Here is a 19248-nt window from a genome sequence, read left to right on the forward strand (position 1 = left end):
CGCCGACTGTGACGCCTGCCGAACCCCGTGGCGATTCGACGCCGGACGCCGACGCCCCGGGCGGACCGCTCTCCGTCATGGTGGACGAACCCACGGTCACCGAACGTGACCCGGAGCCGGCCGCGCCCGCCGCGCGGCGGCGGTGGCGGTGGACGCCACGCCGGCTGGACCTCGCCGTGTACGGGGTGTTCCTGCTCGCCGCGCTCTGGGTGACCAGCGGGATCTGGGCCGACCCGGCCGGCCGGGTGGCCGCGCTCTACAGCAGCGACCCGGCCCAGGTGCAGTTCTTCCTGGCCCACTCGGTGCGGGTCGTGCTGCACGGCGAGTACCCGTTCTACACCGACCAGTTCAACTATCCGGACGGCGTCAACCTGATGGCGAACACCGCCATCCTGGCCCTCGGCATCCCCATGGTGCCGGTGACGCTCCTGTTCGGACCGGCGGTCTCCTTCGTCACCCTTGTCACGCTGGGTCTCGCCGGCACGGCCGCCGCCTGGTACCGGGTGCTCTCCCGGCACCTGGTCCGCAACCGGCTGGCCGCCGCCGTGGGCGGCTGGTTCTGCGGGTTCTCGCCGGCCATGCTGTCGCACGCCAACTGGCATCCGAACATCATCAGCCAGTTCCTGCTGCCGTTCATCGTGTGGCGGGTGCTGGTGCTGACCCGCTCCACCCGGCCGGTCCGCGACGGCGCGCTGCTCGCCCTGCTGGTCACCGTCCAGGCGTTCGTCAACGAGGAGATCCTGCTCTTCACGGCGCTGGCCTGCGGGGTGTTCCTGCTCGCCGTCGTGGTGCAGCGGCGCGAACGGTGGTCCGCGGCGTGGCGGCCGCTCGCCGCCGGACTGGCCGTCTGCGCGGTGCTCGCCGGGACGCTGCTGGCGTACCCGCTCTGGGTGCAGTTCGCCGGGCCGATGGCGTACCACGGGCTCAGCGACACGGTCCGCGACTACGGCAACGACATCGCCGCGTTCTTCACCCCCGGCTCGCCCACCCTGGGCGGCAACGAGCGGGCCAACGTCAACCTGGCCCCGAACTACTCGGAGGAGAACGCCTTCTTCGGCTGGAGCCTGTCGCTGCTGGCCGTCGGCATCGTGGTGTGGCTGCGCCGGGACGTGGTGGTCCGGGCGCTCGCCGCGACCGGGCTGTTCTTCGCCGTGCTCTCCCTGGGCGAGCGGGTCTCCTGGTGGGACCGGGACCTCGTCACCGGCCCGTGGGAGCTGCTGGTGAAGCTGCCGCTGCTGGACGCCGTGGTGCCGACCCGGTTCGGCCTGATCACCACGGTGGTCATCGGGGTGCTGCTGGCCCTGGCCGTCCAGCGGGCCGCGGCGCTGCGGGTCGTGGAGCGGCGCACCATGCGTACGCTGACCGCCGCCGGTCTGGTGTTCGCGCTGCTGCCCATCGCGCCCATGCCGCTGCAGGTCACCACCCGCCCGGCCGTGCCGAAGTTCATCACGGCCGACCGGTGGCGGCAGTACGTCGGCCCGGACCAGACACTGGTCTCCGTGCCGGTGCCGGCCATGGGCAACACCGACCCGATGCGGTGGGCGGCCAGCACCGACCTGGCCTTCAAGATCCCCGGAGGCTACTTCCTGGCCCCGCGCAACGGGGTCACCGGCGACCCGGGCCGCTTCGGTGGCCGGCCCAGCGGCATCGGCGAGCTGCTCGCCGAGGTCGAGGCCACCGGGCGTACGCCGAAGCTCGACGACCGGCAGCGCCGCCGCTTCCTCGACGAGCTGCGGCACTGGCGGGCCGCCATCGTGGTGCTGCCGCTGAACGAGCAGAACGCCGAACCGCTGCGCCGCACCATGGAGCAGCTGGTCGGGCCCGCCCGGCAGGAGCTGGACGTGTGGTTGTGGGACGTCCGGACACTGACCAGCCAGTCCGCCTGACCGGCCCGGACCGCCCCGACCCCGCGCCCCGGCGCCGGTGGCGGCCGCGCCCGGTCGACGCGCTCGTGGCCGCCGGTTACCTCGGCCTGGCCGTGCTGCTCACCGCCGGCCAGTGGGGCCGGCCCGACCGGCTGTTCCACCAGGCCGGCGACCAGATGCTCTTCGAGTGGATGCTGGCCCACGCCGCACGGGCGGTGACCGGCGGCGAGAACCCGCTGCACAGCACCGCCTTGAACGTGCCGGACGGGGTCAACCTGATGGCCAACACCTCGGTGCTCGGGCTGGGCGTGCCGCTCACCCCGGTCACCGCGCTGTTCGGCTCGCAGGTGGCCTTCCTCGTCGCCGTGGTGCTGTGCCTCGCCGGCACCGCCACCGCCTGGTACGCGCTGCTCGCCCGCCGGCTGGTCCGCTCCCGGGCCGCCGCGGCGGTGGGCGGGCTGTTCTGCGGCTTCGCCCCGGGCCTCGTGTCGCAGGCCGGCGCGCACCTGCACATGGCGGCCCAGTTCCTCGTCCCGGTGATCCTCGGGCTGGTGTTCCGGCCGGCCGCCGACCGGGTCCGCCGGGACGGGATCCTGCTCGGGCTGGCCGTCGCGTACCAGGTCTTCCTCGGCGAGGAGGTGCTGGTCTTCCTGGCCCTCGCGGCCGGGGTGTTCGCCGGGGTGTACGCCCTCGCGGACCGGGCCGGTGCGCGCCGGCTGGCGCCCGTCGTGGCGGGCCGGCTCGGCATCGGCGCGCTGGTCGCCGGGGTGCTGCTGGCGTACCCGCTGTGGGTCCAGTTCCGCGGCCCCGGCCACTACGACGGGATGCCGTTCTACGCGCGGGGCTACCGGCTGGACCTGGCCTCCTACGCCACCGCCGCCCGGCAGACCGTCGCCGGGGACGGCTACCACGCCGGGCTGCTCTCCCCGAACCCCACCGAGCAGAACTCCTTCTTCGGGCCCTTCCTGCCACTGCTGGCCGTGCTGATCGTGGTCCGGCTGTGGCGGCGGCCCCTGGTCCGGGCCCTCGCGGCCTGCGGGCTGCTCTTCGCGCTGCTCTCCCTCGGCACCACCGTCGTGGTGAACCGGCACGACACCGGGCTGCCCGGGCCGTACCGGCTGCTCGCCGGCGTGCCGCTGCTCGACCTCGTGGTGCCGGCCCGGTTCGCGCTGGTGTGCGTACCCGTGCTCGGTGTCTTGCTGGCCCTCGCCCTGGACCGGGTCCGCCGCCGCGCGGCCCGGACCTGGGCGCCCTGGGCGGGCGCGGTCGCCGCCGCGCTGCTGCCACTCACCCCGACCCCGATCCGCACCGTGCCGGCCATGCCGGTGCCGGCCTTCGTGGCCGACGGCGACTGGCGGGCGTACGTGCCGCCGGGGCGGACGCTGGTGCCGGTGCCGCCGGTCACCGGATCCGGGGTCAGCCCGGCCACCTTCTGGTCGGCGCGCACCGGGCTGGCCTTCGACGCGCCGGGCGGCTACTTCATCGGCCCCCGCGCAGCCGGCGACCCGACCGCGCACTGGGGCGCGCCCGACCTGCCCACCTCGCTGCTGCTGCGCCGGGCCGCCGAAACCGGCCAGGTGCCGCCGGTCGGCGACGCGGAACGCCGCCAGGCCGTCGCGGACCTGCGGCACTGGCGGGCGGCGGTGCTGGTGCAGGCCGACTCGACGCCGGGGGACCCGGTCCGCGCCACGGTGGACGCCCTGGTCGGCCCCGGGCGTGACGTCCCCGGCGCCCACCTGTGGGACGTCCGCCCCCTCCTCGGCTGACCTCCGTCAGACGCGGTCGCGGACGTCCCAGAGCCAGACGTCGTCGACGCGTCGCGGCTCGCCGAGCAGCTGCGTCATGAGGTCGCGGAGCACCGCCTCGCGGGGGTTCGCGCCGAGCACCACCACCGACGCCTTCCAGAAGCGCAGGTCGTCGAGGGCCTGGCGGCGGTTCTCGTCGGTGAGCGGCGGGACCTTGTTCGCGTCCATCGTGGCGTAGATGAGGGTGCTGGTCGGCCGGTTCGGGGCGCCGAAGACCCCCTCGCCCACCTCGTTCGGGCCGATGAAATAGCCGCCGGGGATGGGGAACGCCTGCTCGGTGAGCGCGCTCCAGCGCAGCGTGGGCAGGCCGTGCACGTTGCTCGGGATCGGCACCGGCACCAGGGTGCGGCCGTCCGGCACGTAGGGCCGCCAGCCGCCCGCCGTGATGAAGTGCGGCGGCGGGTCGATCTGCTGGGCCGGCAGCGGGCGGGGGAACAGCGGGAGCAGGGCGGCCACGATGGCGGCGTACCCGACGAGGCGCAGCCGGCGCCGGCGCGACCCGGGAGGGGCCGAGCCGGTGCGCTGGGCGGGCACCGGCGGGCGGCCGCGCCCCGACAGGGTGTCCCAGGCCAGCGCGAGCAGCACGCCGACCGCGGCGGCCACCACCAGGCTGAGCCGGGTCGGCATCATCATCTCGACCAGCGGCAGGTTGTCCGGCACGTACGCCCAGGGGCCGTCCACGGTGGTCTCCACGCCGTCGAACCGCACCTTCGGGCCGATCGCGGCGACCGAGAAGACCACCACGAGCACGGCCAGGATCCGGGCCGGCAGCGAGCGGCGCACCAGCAGCACCAGGGCGCCGAGCGCGACGAGCACCAGCGGCCAGCCGAACCAGGTGTTCTGCTCGGTCAGCCCGATGGTCTGCTCCACCGCCTCGTTCCCGGCGACGGTGTCCCGGGCGAAGGTGACGAAGGCCATCAGGTCCTCGCCCCAGTTGTGGAAGACCCCGCCCTGGAGGCCCCGGTAGGACTGCGGCCCGTTGAACTGGAACCAGATCGGGTACGCGGTCAGCAGCAGGGCCAGCCCGCCGCCCACCCCGGCGGCGGCCAGGAACGCGCCGGCCCGCTCGCGCGCCGCGCGCGGGCGCTGCACCACCCACGCCACCACGACGACCAGGCAGGCCAGCGCGGTGAGCAGCAGCATCTCCTCGTTGATGAAGATCTGGTACGCCACGAGCAGGCCCAGCGCGATCCCGTTGCGCCGCCAGCGGCCCGGTTCGCCCAGCCGCAACACGCGGGCCACGATCAGCGGGAGCAGGAAGTTGGAGACGAAGTTCGGCTGCCCGTTGGCGTGGTGCACGATGCCCGGGGCGAAACCGAGGAAGGCGCCGCCGACGAAGGCCGCCCCGCGCGAGCGCACCAGGTGCCGCGACAGCACCCAGTAGGAGGTGGCCGCGGTGGCCGAGAGCGCCGCGCCGAGGTAGAGCGCGTACATCACCTGCGGGCCGAGCAGCAGGGTGAGCGGCGCCAGCGGCAGGGTGACCCCGAGCAGCGAGGTGTTCGCCATCATGTTCACGCCGTCCGGCGCGTTCTGCCGGGCGGTGAAGAGCGGGTTCTCCAGGTGACGCACCGAGTACGCGCCGTGCGCGAAGAGCCATTCGAACCAGCTGTGGTCCGTCGGCAGGTGCGAGGAGACCCGGTGCTCCACGTCCCCCCAGTAGTTGAGGCAGACGAGAACCCCGAGCACCGCATAGGCTCCGATGGCCAGCACGTCGGCGCGGGCCGGCCGGCGTCGGGGCCGACGCGGCGGGTCCGCCACGACGGCCTCGGCCTCGACGGGCGAGGAGTTCAGCGAGGGTTCCACCACCGGCACAGCCACGACGGGCCATCGTACAGGCGGCACGTCGTCACCCCGGTCACGGCCGGGCCGCCGGTGCGGCGGCGCGGAGAGGGGGTGGTCGTGACCGTCATCGATCTGGGTGAGCTGCGCGACGACACCGCGCCCGACCCGGCGGCCCGGCGGCGGCCGCGGGCCGTCGGCCGGCCGTTCCGGAGCGTCGTGGTGCTGCTGGTGGCGTTGGTCACGCTCACCGCCGGGGCCCCGCCGCCGCGGCCCGCCGTGCGCACCCTGCCCGGCGGCCCCGCGGCCGCCGCGTTCGTCTCCGGCGACCGGGTGTACGTGGTGCAGCCGTCCGACCCGCAGCGCGGAGTGGGCCGGCAACTCGTCGCCTACCGGGTCGCCGGGGGTCCTCCCCGGACACTCTGGCGGACCCTGCTGCCGGGGGAGGGAGCCGCCACCACGGTGTGGGAGCAGGACGGCACCGTGCTGCTCGTCGGGCGGACCGCCGGCGACTACCCGTGGGAGACGATCGGCTTCGACGCCCGCACCGGCCGGGTGAGCTGGCTCCAGCCCGGGGTGGGCTTCCCGGCCGGTGGGGCGCTGCTCATGCAGGTGCCCGAGATGACCGGCCGGGAGGCGATCCGCCGGGTGGCGGTGAGCGACGGCCGGACCCTCTGGTCGGTCCCGGGCACGCCGGACAACGTCGAGCTCGGGTTCGGTCCGTCGGGAGTGGACCGGCTGGTCCACCTGCCGGCCGCCGGCGAGACCGCCGTGTACGACGCGGCCAGCGGCACCAGGCTGGCCGCTCGCGACCTGACCCCCGGTGACCGACCCACCCGGCGGCGGACCCTGCTCGCCGCCGGGATGCTGCTGGTGCTGGGGGACGACATCGGCACCGTCACCGGCTACGACCTGGACACCCTCCAACGGCGCTGGACGGCCCAGCTTCCGCTGGTCGGCTACGCCGAGCGGTGCGGCAGCCTGCTCTGCGCCAGCCGGCTGACCGGCGGGATGTGGGCGCTCGACCCCGCCACCGGCGCGGTGCGGTGGACCGACGACCGGTGGACGGGGACGATGGCGGCCTCCGGCGGCCGGCTCCTGGTCGCCGCGGGCGACCCCACGGCCACCGGAACCGCCCTGGCGGTGGTGGAGGAGGCCACCGGGCGGCTGGTGGCCGACCTCGGCCGGTGGGACGTGATCGCGCAGGACGAGTTCGACGGCCGGCTGTTCGGCGTCCGGCGGATAAGGAACAGCCGGCTGCTCCTCGTCGAACTGGACCCGGCCGGCGGCCGCCCCGAGGTGCGCGACGTGCTGGTCGGCGCCGTCGGCGACTGCCGGATGGGTGTGCGGCTGCTCGTCTGCCGCCACACGAATGGCGGGTTCGGGCTGTGGCGGCTGCCGTGAGCCCGGTCATCGAGCTGGGGGAGATGCGGCACGGCGAGGACGCCGACGAGCCCGCCCCGGCGCCGGCCCGGCCGCCGGGACGGGTGGCCCGGGTAGTGGCGGTCGGCTGCCTCGCGCTGCTGACCCTGGCCGGCGCGGCCCCGCCGGCCCGGCCGCCCGCGGGGATCCGGGTCGCCGCCCCCCAGGGCGCCGTCTTCCTGGTCCTGGCGGACCGGCTCGTGGTGGCCGACGGCCCGGGCACCGTCGGCCGGGGCGGCCGCGTGGTCACCGGGCACCGGCTGCCCGGCGGGGAGCCGGTGTGGCGGTTCACCCTGCCGGCCGGGGACCACGTCCTCGGGCTGGGCACGGTGGCCGGCGGGCTGCTGGTGACGAGCAGCCCGGCCGGGGCCGGCGACACCCTCTCCACCCTGCTGGACCCGGTGACCGGCGTGGTGCGCTGGCGGCAGTCCGGCTACCCGGTGTCGACCGCGTCCGGCGGGGTGCTGTTCGAGACGCCGCGCGCGGCCGGGACGGGCACGGTCCTGGCCGTCGACCCGGCCTCCGGCGCGGTGCGCTGGTCGCTGCCGCTGCCCAGCAACGGGGTGGCGTACCGGACGGACGACCGGGGGCCGACCCAGATCGTGCTGGTCACCCCGGACGGGCGGGTGGAGGTGCACGACGCGGACTCCGGCGCGCTGGTCCACGCCGGCCGGGTGCCGCCCGCCGCGGACCGGGTCTCCTACCGGTTCACCCAGGTGGTGGCCGACCTGCTGCTGGTCGACGGCGCGCCGGGCACGGTCACCGCGTACGGGCTGGACCGGCTGGACCGGCGCTGGAACGTGCCGGTGGAGCCCCGCGCCGGGGTGTGGTTCGTCGAGTGCGCCGGAATGGTGTGCATCCGCGACCAGGTCGGCGGCGTACGCGCCCTCGACCCGGCCACCGGCCGGCCGGGCTGGGTCGACGACCGGTGGATCGGGATGGCGCCGGTCGGGGGCCGGCTGCTCGGCGCCCAGGCCGGCGTCGGGCTGGAGCTGGAGCTGTCGGTGCTCGACCCGGCCACCGGCCGCGCGCTCGCCCGGCTCGGCCGCTGGCGGACCGTGGGCGTCGAGAGCGGCCAGCTGCTCGGGCTGCGCCGCCTGACCGGCGACCGGACGCTGGTCGGCACGCTGGACGTGGCGGCCGGCGAGGCGCGGGTCCGGGCGGTGCTGCCCGGCTCCTGGGACGAGTGCGCCGACTCGGGCACCGCGCTGGTCTGCCTGCACCCGTCGGGCGGGCTGGTGATCTGGCGGACGGACCGCTGACTCAGCGGGCGGCCGGCGGCCGGGTCACCAGTTGGCCTGCGCGGGCGCCGGCGGCAGCGGCACCGACTCGGGGCGCACCACGTAGACGACCCCACCGCTGCCACCCTGCCAGGCCGCCTCGAACGCCGCCCGGGGCACGGTCCGGCGCACCCCCTCGTCGTCGGGGGCGTACGGGTCGTTGAGCACCGGGTCGCCGTCGGCCGTGAAGCCGACCAGCACGATGAGGTGCCCGCGGGTGTCGTAGTCCAGCCCGGGCACCTGGCCCCGGGTGAAGGCCGCCGAGACGATCAGCGGGATGCCGGCGGCCACGAACCGTTCCGCCTCGGCCAGCGAGCGCAGCCGGGTCACGAAGGCGTCCACCCCGTGCAGCCCCGCGTACGCGGTGTTGAACGCCCAGTTCCCGGCCCCCGCGTACGCGTGGTCGTAGCAGTGCCGGGCGGCGTGCACCACCACGGGCCGGGGGCCGGGCGGGGCGACCCAGGCGTACCGGTCCGGGGTGGGGCCGGCGCCCCAGAAGTCGAGCACCATCGAGACGCAGGTGGGGCTGCACCAGGAGTCCCCGCCGCCGCCCCAGCGGGTCTCCCCGCCGGCGTGCAGCCGCTGCGCGTAGCGGGGCACGTCGAGCACCCGGCCCCGGGCGTCGCCGGCTTCCGTTCCGGCCCGGGCCGGCGCCGGGACCAGGACGGCGTCCGGTGCGCCACCCGCGCGGGCGGCCGGCGTGCCCGTGCCGGTCTGCGCACCGGCCGAGGCGACCACGCCGACCGTGCGCAGCACCGGGCCGGCCGGGGCGTCGGGCCGCCCGAGCAGGGTGACCCGGACCTGCCAGCCGGTGACCGTCGCGCCCGTCACGCGCAGGGTGTCGGCCGCGACCGAGGCCGCGTCGTCCGCCTGGCCCGGCACGGAGGAACGGTGGATGGCCGTGTCGTCGGCGGCCCACCGGCCCAGCTCGTACCAGCCGGTGGTGGCGGCCTCGCCGGCGCAGCCGCGCAGCTCCACCCGCAGCCAGCAGCCGGGCGGGGCGTCGGCGGTCCAGGAGGGGACCAGCTCGGCGACGGCGAAGCCCACCGGCACCACCGGGGAGGTCCAGATCGCCGCGTCGTACCCGGCGGTGTCGCCGGAGTGCGGGTCGGTGTGGTCGAGGCGGCGGGCCGGCGTGGCCAGCACCAGCCCGTCCGGGCCGGCGGCCACCCCCTCGGCGGCGCCGAGCCGCAGGTCCGCCGGGAAGCGGAAGCGGTGGTACGTCACGTCCCGGCCGGGCTCGGCAGCGGTCATGCGGGCTCCCGTCGGGCTCGGGCCCAGGCCGGTGGCCGGGCGCTTGTCGCTCGCTGCCGGGCAGCATCGCGTACCTGAAGATTTTTTGCAACGACGGTGCGCGCGGGACGCTTGGCGGCCCGCACTAGGTTGTGGGAGGTCACGAGGTGGGAGGCCGGGATGCGGGTACTGGTGGTCGAGGACGAGCGGAACCTCGCCGACGCGATCGCGCGCGGGCTGCGCAAGCGCGGGATGGCCGTCGACGTCGCCTACGACGGCGACGCCGGGCACGAGGCCGCCTTCGTGACCCGCTACGACGTGGTGGTCCTGGACCGGGACCTGCCCGGCGTGCACGGCGACCGGATCTGCGCCGACCTGGCCGCCTCCGGCGCGCTGACCCGGGTGCTCATGCTGACCGCGAGCGTCACGGTCGCCGACCGGGTGGAGGGGTTGCAGCTGGGCGCCGACGACTACCTGCCCAAGCCGTTCGCCTTCGACGAGCTGGTCGCCCGGGTGCAGGCGCTGGGCCGGCGGGCCACCCCGGCCGCCCCGCCGGTGCTGGAGGTGGCGGACCTGGTGCTCGACCCGGCCCGCCGGGTGGTCACCCGCGGCGGGGAGCCGGTCGACCTGACCAACAAGGAGTTCGGCGTGCTGGCCGAGCTGCTCAAGGCGCGCGGCGCCGTGGTCTCCAGCGAGGAGTTGCTGGAGCGGGTCTGGGACGCGAACACCGACCCGTTCACCACCATCGTCCGGGTCACCGTGATGACACTGCGCAAGAAGCTCGGCGATCCGCCGCTGATCGACACGGTGGTCGGGGCGGGTTACCGGATCGGCGAGGCCACCTCATGACCGGCCGGTCCCGGCCGCGGCCCACCCTGCGGCTGCGGCTCACCCTGCTCAACGGGGTGCTGCTGGTCGGGGCCGGTGCGGTCCTCGTGCTGCTGGCCTGGCTGCTGGTCCGGGACGCGCTGCGCCCCACCGACGAGCTGCTGCCCGGCACCACGGTGGTGCTCGCCGACGGCCGCACCCTCGACGCCGGGCACTGGCAGCGGGAACTCGTCGACGCCGCCTCCCGCGAGCTGCTGGTCAAGGCCCTGGTGGCGCTGGTGGCGATCGGCATGGTCGGGATCGCCGGCGCGTACGCGGTGGCCGGCCGGGCGCTGCGCCCGCTGCACCAGGTCACCGCCACCGCGCGCCGGCTCGGCGAGACCACCCTCGACGAACGGATCGGCTGGTCCGGCGCCAACGACGAGGTGGCCGAGCTGGCCGAGACCTTCGACGCCATGCTCGACCGGATCAGCGCCGCGTTCGAGGCGCAGAAACGGTTCGTGGCCAACGCCTCGCACGAGCTGCGGACCCCGCTCGCGGTGATGCGCACCGAGATCGACGTGACGCTCAGCGACGACGAGGCGGACCTCGCCGAGTACCGCCGGATGGCCAGCGTGGTCCGGGACGCCTCGGAGCGCGCCAACGGGCTGGTCGACGCGCTGCTGGTGCTGGCCCGCAGCGAGGCGCAGACGGGCGGCCGGCTGGCCCGGCGCACCGAGTTCGACCTCGCCGTGGGCACCGCCAACGCGCTCTCCGCGATGGCCCGCGAGGTGGAGCGGATCGGCCTGAAGGTGCACACCTCGCTGCGTGCCGCCCCGGTGGTCGGCGACCCGGGCCTGCTCGACCGGCTCGCCGGCAACCTGGTGGAGAACGCCGTCCGCTACAACCACCTGCACGGCCGGCTCTGGGTGCGGACCGGCACCGACGGCCAGCGGTCCTGGCTCGTGGTCGGGAACACCGGCTTCGAGGTCGCCCCCGCCGACGTGCCGGGGCTGTTCGAGCCCTTCCGGCGCGGCGGGCAGGAACGCACCGGCGCCCGCGGTTCCGGCCTCGGACTGTCCATCGTGCGCGCGGTCTGCGACGCCCACGGCGGCACCGTGAAGGCGGTCGCCCAGCCGGGCGGCGGCCTGGAGGTGACCGTCACCATGCCCTCGGCCGACGCCCCCACGGCCACCTAGGAGCCGATCGGCGTCCGCGCGGCCGACCGACGGTACGCGCCGGACCGCCGACCTGACGGCCGCCGCCCGCCGAACCACCATCCGCGGCCACCTGTTCGTGCGGGCGGCCCGGCTGTCCCGTCCGGTCCCGCCGGGTGGTCGGGCGGGAGCGGCGCGGTGGTCGGGCAGAAAGCGTGGCCGGCGCTGGACGGCGCGTGACGGGTGGCCCAGGGTGAGTGCTGCGTCACGCCTGTCCGCACCAGTCTTCCGGAGCTGCCAGTGACCCCACCCTCGGCCCTCACGCGCCGTGTCCTCGTGGCCCTCGCCGCCGTCGCGCTCACCGCCGCCGGGCTGGCCCCGGCCGGTCCCGCCGCCGCCGCGCCCGGCCACACCGCGCTGGTCAAAGCGACGCCCTCGACCGCCTCACCGGACATCATGGACGGCACGGTCGACGCGATCCACGACGCCGGCACGAAGATCATCGTGGCCGGCTCGTTCACCCGGGTGCAGAACCGCGCCTCCGACGTCGACATCACCCGCAACTACCTGCTCGCCTTCGACAAGGCGACCGGCACGGTGGACACCGCCTTCGCGCCGACCGTCGACAACGAGGTGTACGCGGTGGTCGCCGGACCCACCGCCGGGACCGTCTTCGTGGCCGGCAAGTTCAACACGGTCAACGGGGTCACCCGGCGCAAGGTGGCCCTGCTCAACGTCGCCACCGGCGCGGTGGTCACCAGCTTCGCCGGCCCGGCGTTCAACGGGCTCGTCAACGACATCGCCCTGGCCGGCGGGCGGCTGCTGGTGGGCGGCATCTTCACCACGGCCGGGAACCCCAACCCGCGCGGCGGCCTCGCCTCGCTCAACGCGAGCACCGGCGCGGTGGACGGCTACCTCACCACGGCGCTCACCGAGCACCACAACTACGACGGGGTCAGCGGTTCCAACGCCGGCGTCGGCGCCGAGAAGCTGGCCGTCTCACCGGACGGCACGAAGCTCGTGGTGATCGGCAACTTCAAGAAGGCCGACGGGGTGCTGCACGACCAGATCGTCAAGCTGGACCTGGGCGCGACCGAGGCCACCGTGGCCGACTGGAACACCAGCCGGTACACCCCGCGCTGCGCCTGGTGGGCCTTCGACTCGTACATGCGGGACATCGCGTTCGCCCCGGACAGCAGCTACTTCGTGGTGGTGACCACCGGCGCCCCGAACGGCGGCACGCTCTGCGACGCGGCCGCCCGCTGGGAGGCCGACGCCACCGGCACGAACCTCCAGCCCACCTGGGTCGACTACACCGGCGGCGACACCTACCTGTCGGTCGGCATCAGCGAGCAGGCGGTCTACGTCGGCGGCCACTTCCGCTGGTTGAACAACAGCTTCGGCGGGGACTCCGCCCAGGCCGGCGCCGTCGGCCGGGCCAGCATCGCGGCCCTCGACCCGGGTACGGGCCTGCCCCTGTCCTGGAACCCCGGCCGGCACCCGCGCGGCATCGGCGCCTCCGAGATGCTGGTCACCCCGGCCGGCCTCTGGGTCGGCTCGGACACCTCGTGGATCGGCAACTTCCAGTACCGGCGGGAGCGGATCGCGTTCTTCCCGCTGACCGGTGGCGCGGCGCCGCACCCGACCACCACGGCCGCCCTCCCGGGGAACGTGTACCAGGCCGGGGTCCCGGCGCCGACGAACGTGCTGTACCGGGTCAACGCGGGTGGTCCCCTGCTCGCCTCGACGGACACCGGGCCGGACTGGGCGGCCGACGACGGCGGCAGTCCCAGCCCGTACCACAACGCCGGCAGCAGCACGGCCGGCTTCGCGCCGGTCGGCGGCGTCGACGCCACCGTGCCGGCCGGGACCCCGGCGGCGCTCTACAGCGACGAGCGCTGGGACCCCGCCGGCGACACGGAGATGAGCTGGCAGTTCCCGGTGCCCGCGGGCACCGAGGTCCAGGTCCGGCTCTACCTGGCCAACCGGTACGACGGCACGGCCGCCGCCGGGTCCCGGGTCTTCGACGTGGCGGTGGAGGGAACCACCGTCCTGGACGACCTCGACCTGTCCGCCAGCGTCGGGCACAACGTGGGCACCATGCGGGCGTTCACCGTGGTCAGCGACGGCTCGGTCGGTGTCGACTTCCGGCACGTGGTGGAGAACCCCCTGGTCGACGGCATCGAGATCGTCAAGACGGGCACCCCGCCCGCCGGCACCGGCAACGAGGTGCAGACCCGGTCGTACGACGGTGGCACCACGGTCGGGGCGGCCGCCCCGGTGGCCGTGCCGGACGGCACCGCGTGGTCCACCGCGCGGGGCGCGTTCTGGGTCGGTGGCACGCTCTTCTACGGCATGAACGGGTCGCTGTGGCGGCGCACCTTCGACGGGACCACGTTCGGCGCCGCGTCGGCCGTGGACCCGTACCACGACGCCTACTGGGACGCCGTGGAGACGGACTCCGGCCCTGCCGGCCAGACGTACGCCGGGGTGACGAACAACTTCTATCCGGAGATCCCCAACGTCACCGGCATGTTCTACAGCGGTGGCCGGCTCTACTACACCCTCGCGGGGCAGGGCGGCCTGTTCTGGCGCTGGTTCACACCGGACAGCGGCGTGGTCGGCGCGGAGAAGTTCACCGTCGCCGGGGCGGGCGGCTTCGCCGACGCGGGCTCGGTCTTCCTGGCCGGCGGCACCCTCTACAAGGTCAACCGCGGCACCGGTGAGCTGTCGGCCACCGACTGGGCGGGTGGCGCGCCGGCCGCGGCGTTCACCGTGCGCAGCGGCCCGGCCGTGGACGGCGTCGACTGGCGGGCGAAGGCGGTCTTCGTCGGCCCGTGACCCGGTTTCCGTCCGGCCCGGTCCCGCCTCGCGGGGCCGGGCCGGGCTTGTCCCCGCCGCCGGGTGGTGACATGATCAGCGGCGTCAGCCCGAGCACGCGGAAGGGGGTGTGGTCGATGTTCACCGTGAACCGTCCCGCGCCCCGCAGTCGCCGCTGACCTCTCCCACTCCGGCGGGGCGCACTCCGATCCAGGAGGAAAGCACCGTGAGTGCACAGATCCACTGCGTCACCGTCGAGAGCGACGACCCGTACACCCTGGCCAGCTGGTGGGCGCGGGCGCTCGACCGGAAGCTGAACGACGACGACTACCCGGGCGACCCGGAGGCGGTCCTCGCCGCCCCCGACGGCCACGGCCCCGACCTGCTCTTCGTCTCGGTGGGGGAGCGGCACGGCAAGGGCGCGTTCCACCTCGACGTGCACGCGGCCGAGGGGACCCGGGACGACGAGGTGGCGCGGCTGCGCGACCTCGGCGCCACCCTGGTCGACGACCGCCGGCGGCCGGACGGCACCGGCTGGGTGGTGCTCGCCGACCCCGAGGGCAACGAGTTCTGCGTCTGCCGCAGCCCCGCCGAGCGGGCCGCGTCGGCCTGACCGGTGACACGAAACCGGGCCCCCGCCGTGATGGCGGGGGCCCGGTCCGTCTGATCCGCGAGGGTCAGTCCTGCTTCTCGATCTCGCCGCGCATGGTCACGAACTCCGGCTGGATCTCGGCGGCGGACTTGAAGTAGACCACCACCATGCCCAGGCTGCCCTTGTCGGCCCAGACGCAGACGGCCACCGGGACGTCTTCGATCTTGCCGTCGCCACACTTGGCGTCGCCGCCCAGCGGGCCGGCGTCCACCGTCTTGAACTCCTTGGCGCCCAGCTCGGCGGTGATCCCCTTGGTGGCGTCCGCCATCTCCTTCTTGGGGTCGGCGATGACGCCGGACGCGCCGGCGATCATGACCAGGTCCTTCTTCGCCGGGTTGCCGTAGAACGCGCCGACCGTGCTGGTGGCGTTCGGGACGTCCTTGGCGATCTCGGACTTCATCTGGCTGGCGACGGACTGGAGCTGCGGCTCGCTCACCTTCGACCGGCCGGCCAGCGTGGTGGGCTCGACCAGGCGGGTCTTGGTGGCCGTGACGACGTCGCCGACCTCGTCCTTGAGGCCGAACCAGAGGGCGACGCCACCGCCCACGCAGAGCACCAGCACGACGGCCAGCACGATGAGCAGGATCTTGCCGGCGCTCGACTTCTTCTTCGGCGGCAGCGGGGCCGGGGCGCCGTAGCCGGGCTGGCCGGTCTCCGGGTAGCCGCCGTACTGCTGGCCGGGCTGGCCGGGCTCGGGGTAGCCGCCGCCGTACTGCTGGCCGGGCTGGCCGCTCTCCGGGTAGCCGCCGTACTGCGGCTGCTGCTGGGGAGCCGGCGGGTACCCGCCGCCGTACTGGGGCTGCTGCGGCGGCTGGTAGCCGCCGGGCTGCTGCTGGGGCGGGGGGTAGGAACCGGGGTAGGGATTGGACGGCGGCTGGGACATGTTTGGCAGCTCCTGCTGAGAAGTCCGGACGCGTGATCGTAGCCAGCAGCACCGACACCGCACTGTCCGGCCACCGACGACGTGACGAAACCGGAACCGGGTCGTGACCGGGCCGGCCGGGCGATGTCCGCGCGATGTCCGGCCGTTGACCGGCCGGCGGACGGACCGCTGCCCGGAAACGGCCGATCGCGGTGGCCGGACCGTCCGGAGGGGACGGCCGGCCACCGCGATCGTGGCGGAGCTGCGGGTGGTCAGCCGCGGAGGCTGGCGACCCCGCGGGGCAGGAACCGCTTGCCGGTGACCCGCTCGGAGGTGCCGGTCCGGTCCAGGTACGGCGTGACGCCGCCCAGGTGGAACGGCCAGCCGGCGCCCAGGATCATGCACAGGTCGATGTCCTGCGCCTCGGCGACGACGCCCTCGTCGAGCATGAGCCGGATCTCCTCGGCGAGCGCGTCCAGCGCGTTCTGCCGGACCTGCTCGGCGGTGAGCGGCTGGTCGCCGACCACGAGCAGCTTGGCGACCTCCTCGTTGACCTGGTCGTCGACCACGATCGGCTGGCCCGAGTCGGCGATCCGCTTGAGGTTCTCGCTGACGCCGAACCGCTCCGGGAACGCGGCGTGCAGGGTGCCGCCCACGTGGTACGCCACGGCCGGGCCGACCAGCTGGAGCAGGGCGAGCGGGCGCATCGGCAGGCCCAGCGGGTCCAGCGCGCTGTTCGCCACGTCCAGCGGGGTGCCCTGGTCGACGGCCGCGAAGACGGTGCCGAGGAAGCGGGTGAGCAGCCGGTTGACCACGAACGCCGGGGCGTCCTTGACCAGCACGCTCGACTTCCGCAGCTGCTTGCCGACCGCGAACGCGGTCGCGAGGGTGGCGTCGTCGGTCCGCTCGCCGCGGACGATCTCCAGCAGCGGCAGCACGGCGACCGGGTTGAAGAAGTGGAAGCCGACCACCCGCTCCGGGTGCTCCAGGTCGGCGGCCATCTCCGTGATCGACAGGCTGGAGGTGTTGGTGGCGAGCACCGCCTCCGGCTTGACGATCTTCTCCAGCTCGGCCCAGACCTGCTTCTTGACGCCGAGGTCCTCGAAGACCGCCTCGATCACGAAGTCGGCGTCGGCGAAGACGGACTTGTCGACCGAGCCGCTGACCAGGCCGTACAGCTTGGCCGCCGTGCCCTTGTCCATCCGGCCCTTGCTGACGGCCTTCTCGATCTGGGTGTGCACGTAGCCGACGCCCTTGTCCACCCGGGACTGGTCCAGGTCGGTCATGACGACCGGCACCTGGAGGCGGCGGGCGAAGAGCAGGGCGAGCTGGCTGGCCATCAGGCCGGCGCCGACGATGCCCACCTTGGTGACCGGCCGGGCCAGGCCCTTGTCCGGCGCACCGGCCGGCCGCTTGGCCCGCCGCTGCACCAGGTCGAAGGCGTACAGGCCGCTGCGCAGCTCCTCGGAGAAGACCAGGTCGGCCAGGGCCTCGTCCTCGGCCGCGGTGCCGGCCGCGAAGTCGGCGTCCTTCGCGGACTCCAGCAGGTCCAGCGCCTTGTACGCGGCCGGGACCGCCCCGTGCAGCCGCTGGTCCAGGGTCTGCCGGGCGAAGTAGAGCACGCCCGCCCACATGTCCTTGTCGACCTCGGGCCGGGTCACGGTGACCTCGCCCCGGACGACGCCGGCGGCCCACTCCAGGGACCGCTCCAGGAAGTCGGCCGGCTCCAGCAGCACGTCGGCGATGCCCATCTCGGCCGCCTGCTTCGGCTTGAGCATCTTGTTCTGCATGAGCGGGTTCTGCAGGATCACCTGGGTCGCGGCCGGGATGCCGATGAGGTTCGGCAGCAGCTGGGTGCCGCCCCAGCCGGGGACCAGGCCGAGCGAGACCTCGGGCAGCGCCAGGGCCGCCGCGCCCCCCGACAGGGTCCGGTAGTGGCAGTGCAGGGCCAGCTCCAGCCCGCCGCCCATCGCCGCGCCGTTGACGAAGGCGAAGGTGGGGACGGCGCTGTCCTTGAGCCGGGCGAAGACCCGGTGCCCGAGCCGGCCGATCTCCAGCGCCTGCTCGCGGTTCTCCAGCTGCGGGAGGCTGGTGATGTCCGCGCCCACGCAGAAGATGTACGGCTTGCCGGTGACCGCGATGAACGCCGGGTCCGCCGCCAGGGCGGCGGTGATCGCCTCGTCCAGGCTGGTCAGGCCGCCCGGGCCGAAGCTGTTCGGCTTGATGTGGTCGAAGCCGTTGTCCAGGGTGATGAGGGCGGCGGGACGGTCCAGCCCCGGTACGTTCACCTGGCGCAGCAGCGCCTTGGTGACGACCTCGTTCGGTGCGGCGAGCGCGCTCACTTGTTGTCACCCTTCCAGTGCGGGTTCTCCCAGATCACGGTGCCGCCCATGCCGATGCCGATGCACATGGCGGTGACGCCGTAGCGGACCTCGGGGTGCTCGGCGAACTGCCGGGCGAGCTGGGTCATCAGCCGGACGCCGGAGGAGGCGAGCGGGTGACCGATGGCGATCGCGCCGCCCCACGGGTTGACCCGCGGGTCGTCGTCGGCGATGCCGAAGTGGTCGAGGAAGGCGAGCACCTGCACGGCGAACGCCTCGTTCAGCTCGAACAGGCCGATGTCGTCGATGCTCAGGCCGGCGATGCGCAGCGCCTTCTCGGTCGACGGGATCGGGCCGACACCCATGACCTCGGGCTCGACGCCGACGAAGCCGTACGACACCAGCCGCATGCCGATCGGCAGGCCCAGCTCGCGGGCGGTCTCCTCGGCGACCACCAGCGCGGCGGTGGCGCCGTCGTTCAGGCCGGCCGCGTTGCCCGCGGTGACCTTGCCGTGCGGGCGGAACGGGGTCTTGAGGGTGGCGAGCTTCTCCAGCGAGGTCTCCCGGGGAGCCTCGTCGGTGGTGGCCAGGCCCCAGCCGGCCTCCGGGTCGCGGATCGCCACCGGCACGAGGTCGCCCTGGAGCTTGCCGTTGGCGTACGCCTTGGCGGTCTTCTGCTGCGAGGCGAGCGCGAACGCGTCGGTGCGCTCCTTGGTGATGTGCGGGACCCGGTCGTGCAGGTTCTCCGCGGTGGCGCCCATGACCAGCGCGGACGGGTCGACCAGCTTCTCCGCGATGATCCGCGGGTTGGGGTCGACGCCCTCGCCCATCGGGTGGCGGCCCATGTGCTCCACGCCACCGGCGATCGCCACGTCGTAGGCGCCCATGGCGATGCCGCTGGCGACGGTGGTGACGGCGGTCATCGCGCCGGCGCACATCCGGTCGATGGCGAAGCCGGGCACGGTCTTGGGCAGGCCGGCCAGCAGGGCGGCGGTGCGGCCGATGGTCAGGCCCTGGTCGCCGATCTGGGTGGTGGCCGCGATGGCGACCTCCTCCACCTTCTCCGGCGGCAGCTGCGGGTTGCGCCGCATCAGCTCGCGGATGCAGCGGATCACCAGGTCGTCGGCGCGGGTGTTGGCGTACATGCCACCCGCCTTGCCGAACGGGGTGCGGACGCCGTCGACGAAGACGACATCCCGAACTTCACGGGGCACTTGGAGCCTCCTTTTCGACCATGATTCGGCT

Annotated in this window: 13 protein-coding genes; 8 read left to right on the forward strand and 5 right to left on the reverse strand. The window is 74.6% G+C overall.

All coding sequences use genetic code 11. The annotated features are described in order from the left end of the window. The first annotated feature begins 77 nt into the window (after positions 1–77). A complete protein-coding gene (locus tag ABZ452_RS13550; protein ID WP_357942235.1) occupies positions 78–1886 on the forward strand; it encodes a hypothetical protein in 1809 nt (602 codons plus the stop codon). Further along, positions 1844–3631, forward strand: a complete 1788-nt coding sequence (locus ABZ452_RS13555) for a hypothetical protein (RefSeq protein WP_357942237.1) — start codon at positions 1844–1846, stop codon at positions 3629–3631. The genes ABZ452_RS13550 and ABZ452_RS13555 overlap by 43 nt, the downstream gene beginning before the upstream one ends. 6 nt (positions 3632–3637) lie before the next feature. Here the strand turns inward: ABZ452_RS13555 and ABZ452_RS13560 are convergent, their stop codons facing one another. Continuing rightward, positions 3638–5428, reverse strand: a complete 1791-nt coding sequence (locus ABZ452_RS13560; protein ID WP_357942816.1) for a hypothetical protein — start codon at positions 5426–5428, stop codon at positions 3638–3640. Between the two features lie 141 nt (positions 5429–5569). On the opposite strand from ABZ452_RS13560, the gene ABZ452_RS13565 reads away from it, so the two are divergent. Both ABZ452_RS13565 and ABZ452_RS13570 read left to right on the forward strand, forming a co-directional pair. Continuing rightward, positions 5570–6853, forward strand: coding sequence for a PQQ-binding-like beta-propeller repeat protein (locus ABZ452_RS13565; protein ID WP_357942239.1), 1284 nt, complete (start codon positions 5570–5572; stop codon positions 6851–6853). Then, positions 6838–8133 (forward strand): PQQ-binding-like beta-propeller repeat protein, encoded by a 1296-nt coding sequence (locus tag ABZ452_RS13570; protein ID WP_357942241.1) that lies wholly within the window; start codon positions 6838–6840, stop codon positions 8131–8133. Before ABZ452_RS13565 ends, ABZ452_RS13570 begins: the two co-directional genes overlap by 16 nt. 24 nt (positions 8134–8157) lie before the next feature. On the opposite strand, the gene ABZ452_RS13575 is transcribed toward ABZ452_RS13570, so the two are convergent. Next, positions 8158–9405 (reverse strand): C39 family peptidase, encoded by a 1248-nt coding sequence (locus ABZ452_RS13575; RefSeq protein ID WP_357942243.1) that lies wholly within the window; start codon positions 9403–9405, stop codon positions 8158–8160. A gap of 159 nt (positions 9406–9564) precedes the next feature. Between ABZ452_RS13575 and ABZ452_RS13580 the strand changes: the two genes are divergently transcribed. The 4 genes from ABZ452_RS13580 (at position 9565) to ABZ452_RS13595 (ending at position 14781) form a co-directional block, all read left to right on the forward strand. Beyond that, complete coding sequence (locus tag ABZ452_RS13580) at positions 9565–10233, forward strand: response regulator transcription factor (protein WP_357942245.1); 669 nt, start codon at positions 9565–9567, stop codon at positions 10231–10233. Continuing rightward, entirely contained in the window at positions 10230–11390 is a 1161-nt protein-coding gene (locus ABZ452_RS13585; RefSeq protein ID WP_357942247.1) for a HAMP domain-containing sensor histidine kinase, read from the forward strand. Before ABZ452_RS13580 ends, ABZ452_RS13585 begins: the two co-directional genes overlap by 4 nt. Positions 11391–11648: 258 nt before the next feature. Next, entirely contained in the window at positions 11649–14189 is a 2541-nt protein-coding gene (locus ABZ452_RS13590; protein WP_357942249.1) for a malectin domain-containing carbohydrate-binding protein, read from the forward strand. A gap of 205 nt (positions 14190–14394) precedes the next feature. Then, on the forward strand, positions 14395–14781 hold the full coding sequence (locus ABZ452_RS13595) for a VOC family protein (protein WP_357942251.1): 387 nt from the start codon (positions 14395–14397) through the stop codon (positions 14779–14781). A gap of 64 nt (positions 14782–14845) precedes the next feature. Here ABZ452_RS13595 and ABZ452_RS13600 read toward each other — a convergent pair whose 3' ends face one another. From ABZ452_RS13600 to ABZ452_RS13610, 3 genes are all read right to left on the reverse strand, one after another. Next, positions 14846–15703: a hypothetical protein gene (locus ABZ452_RS13600; protein ID WP_357942253.1), complete on the reverse strand. Its 858-nt coding sequence runs from the start codon at positions 15701–15703 to the stop codon at positions 14846–14848. Between the two features lie 251 nt (positions 15704–15954). Further along, complete coding sequence (locus ABZ452_RS13605; RefSeq protein WP_357942255.1) at positions 15955–18024, reverse strand: 3-hydroxyacyl-CoA dehydrogenase NAD-binding domain-containing protein; 2070 nt, start codon at positions 18022–18024, stop codon at positions 15955–15957. Beyond that, complete coding sequence (locus ABZ452_RS13610; protein WP_357942257.1) at positions 18021–19217, reverse strand: thiolase family protein; 1197 nt, start codon at positions 19215–19217, stop codon at positions 18021–18023. Before ABZ452_RS13610 ends, ABZ452_RS13605 begins: the two co-directional genes overlap by 4 nt. Positions 19218–19248 lie beyond the last annotated feature (31 nt).

The sequence above is a fragment of the Micromonospora sp. NPDC005707 genome, from assembly GCF_040631005.1.
Classification (GTDB): Bacteria; Actinomycetota; Actinomycetes; order Mycobacteriales; family Micromonosporaceae; genus Micromonospora.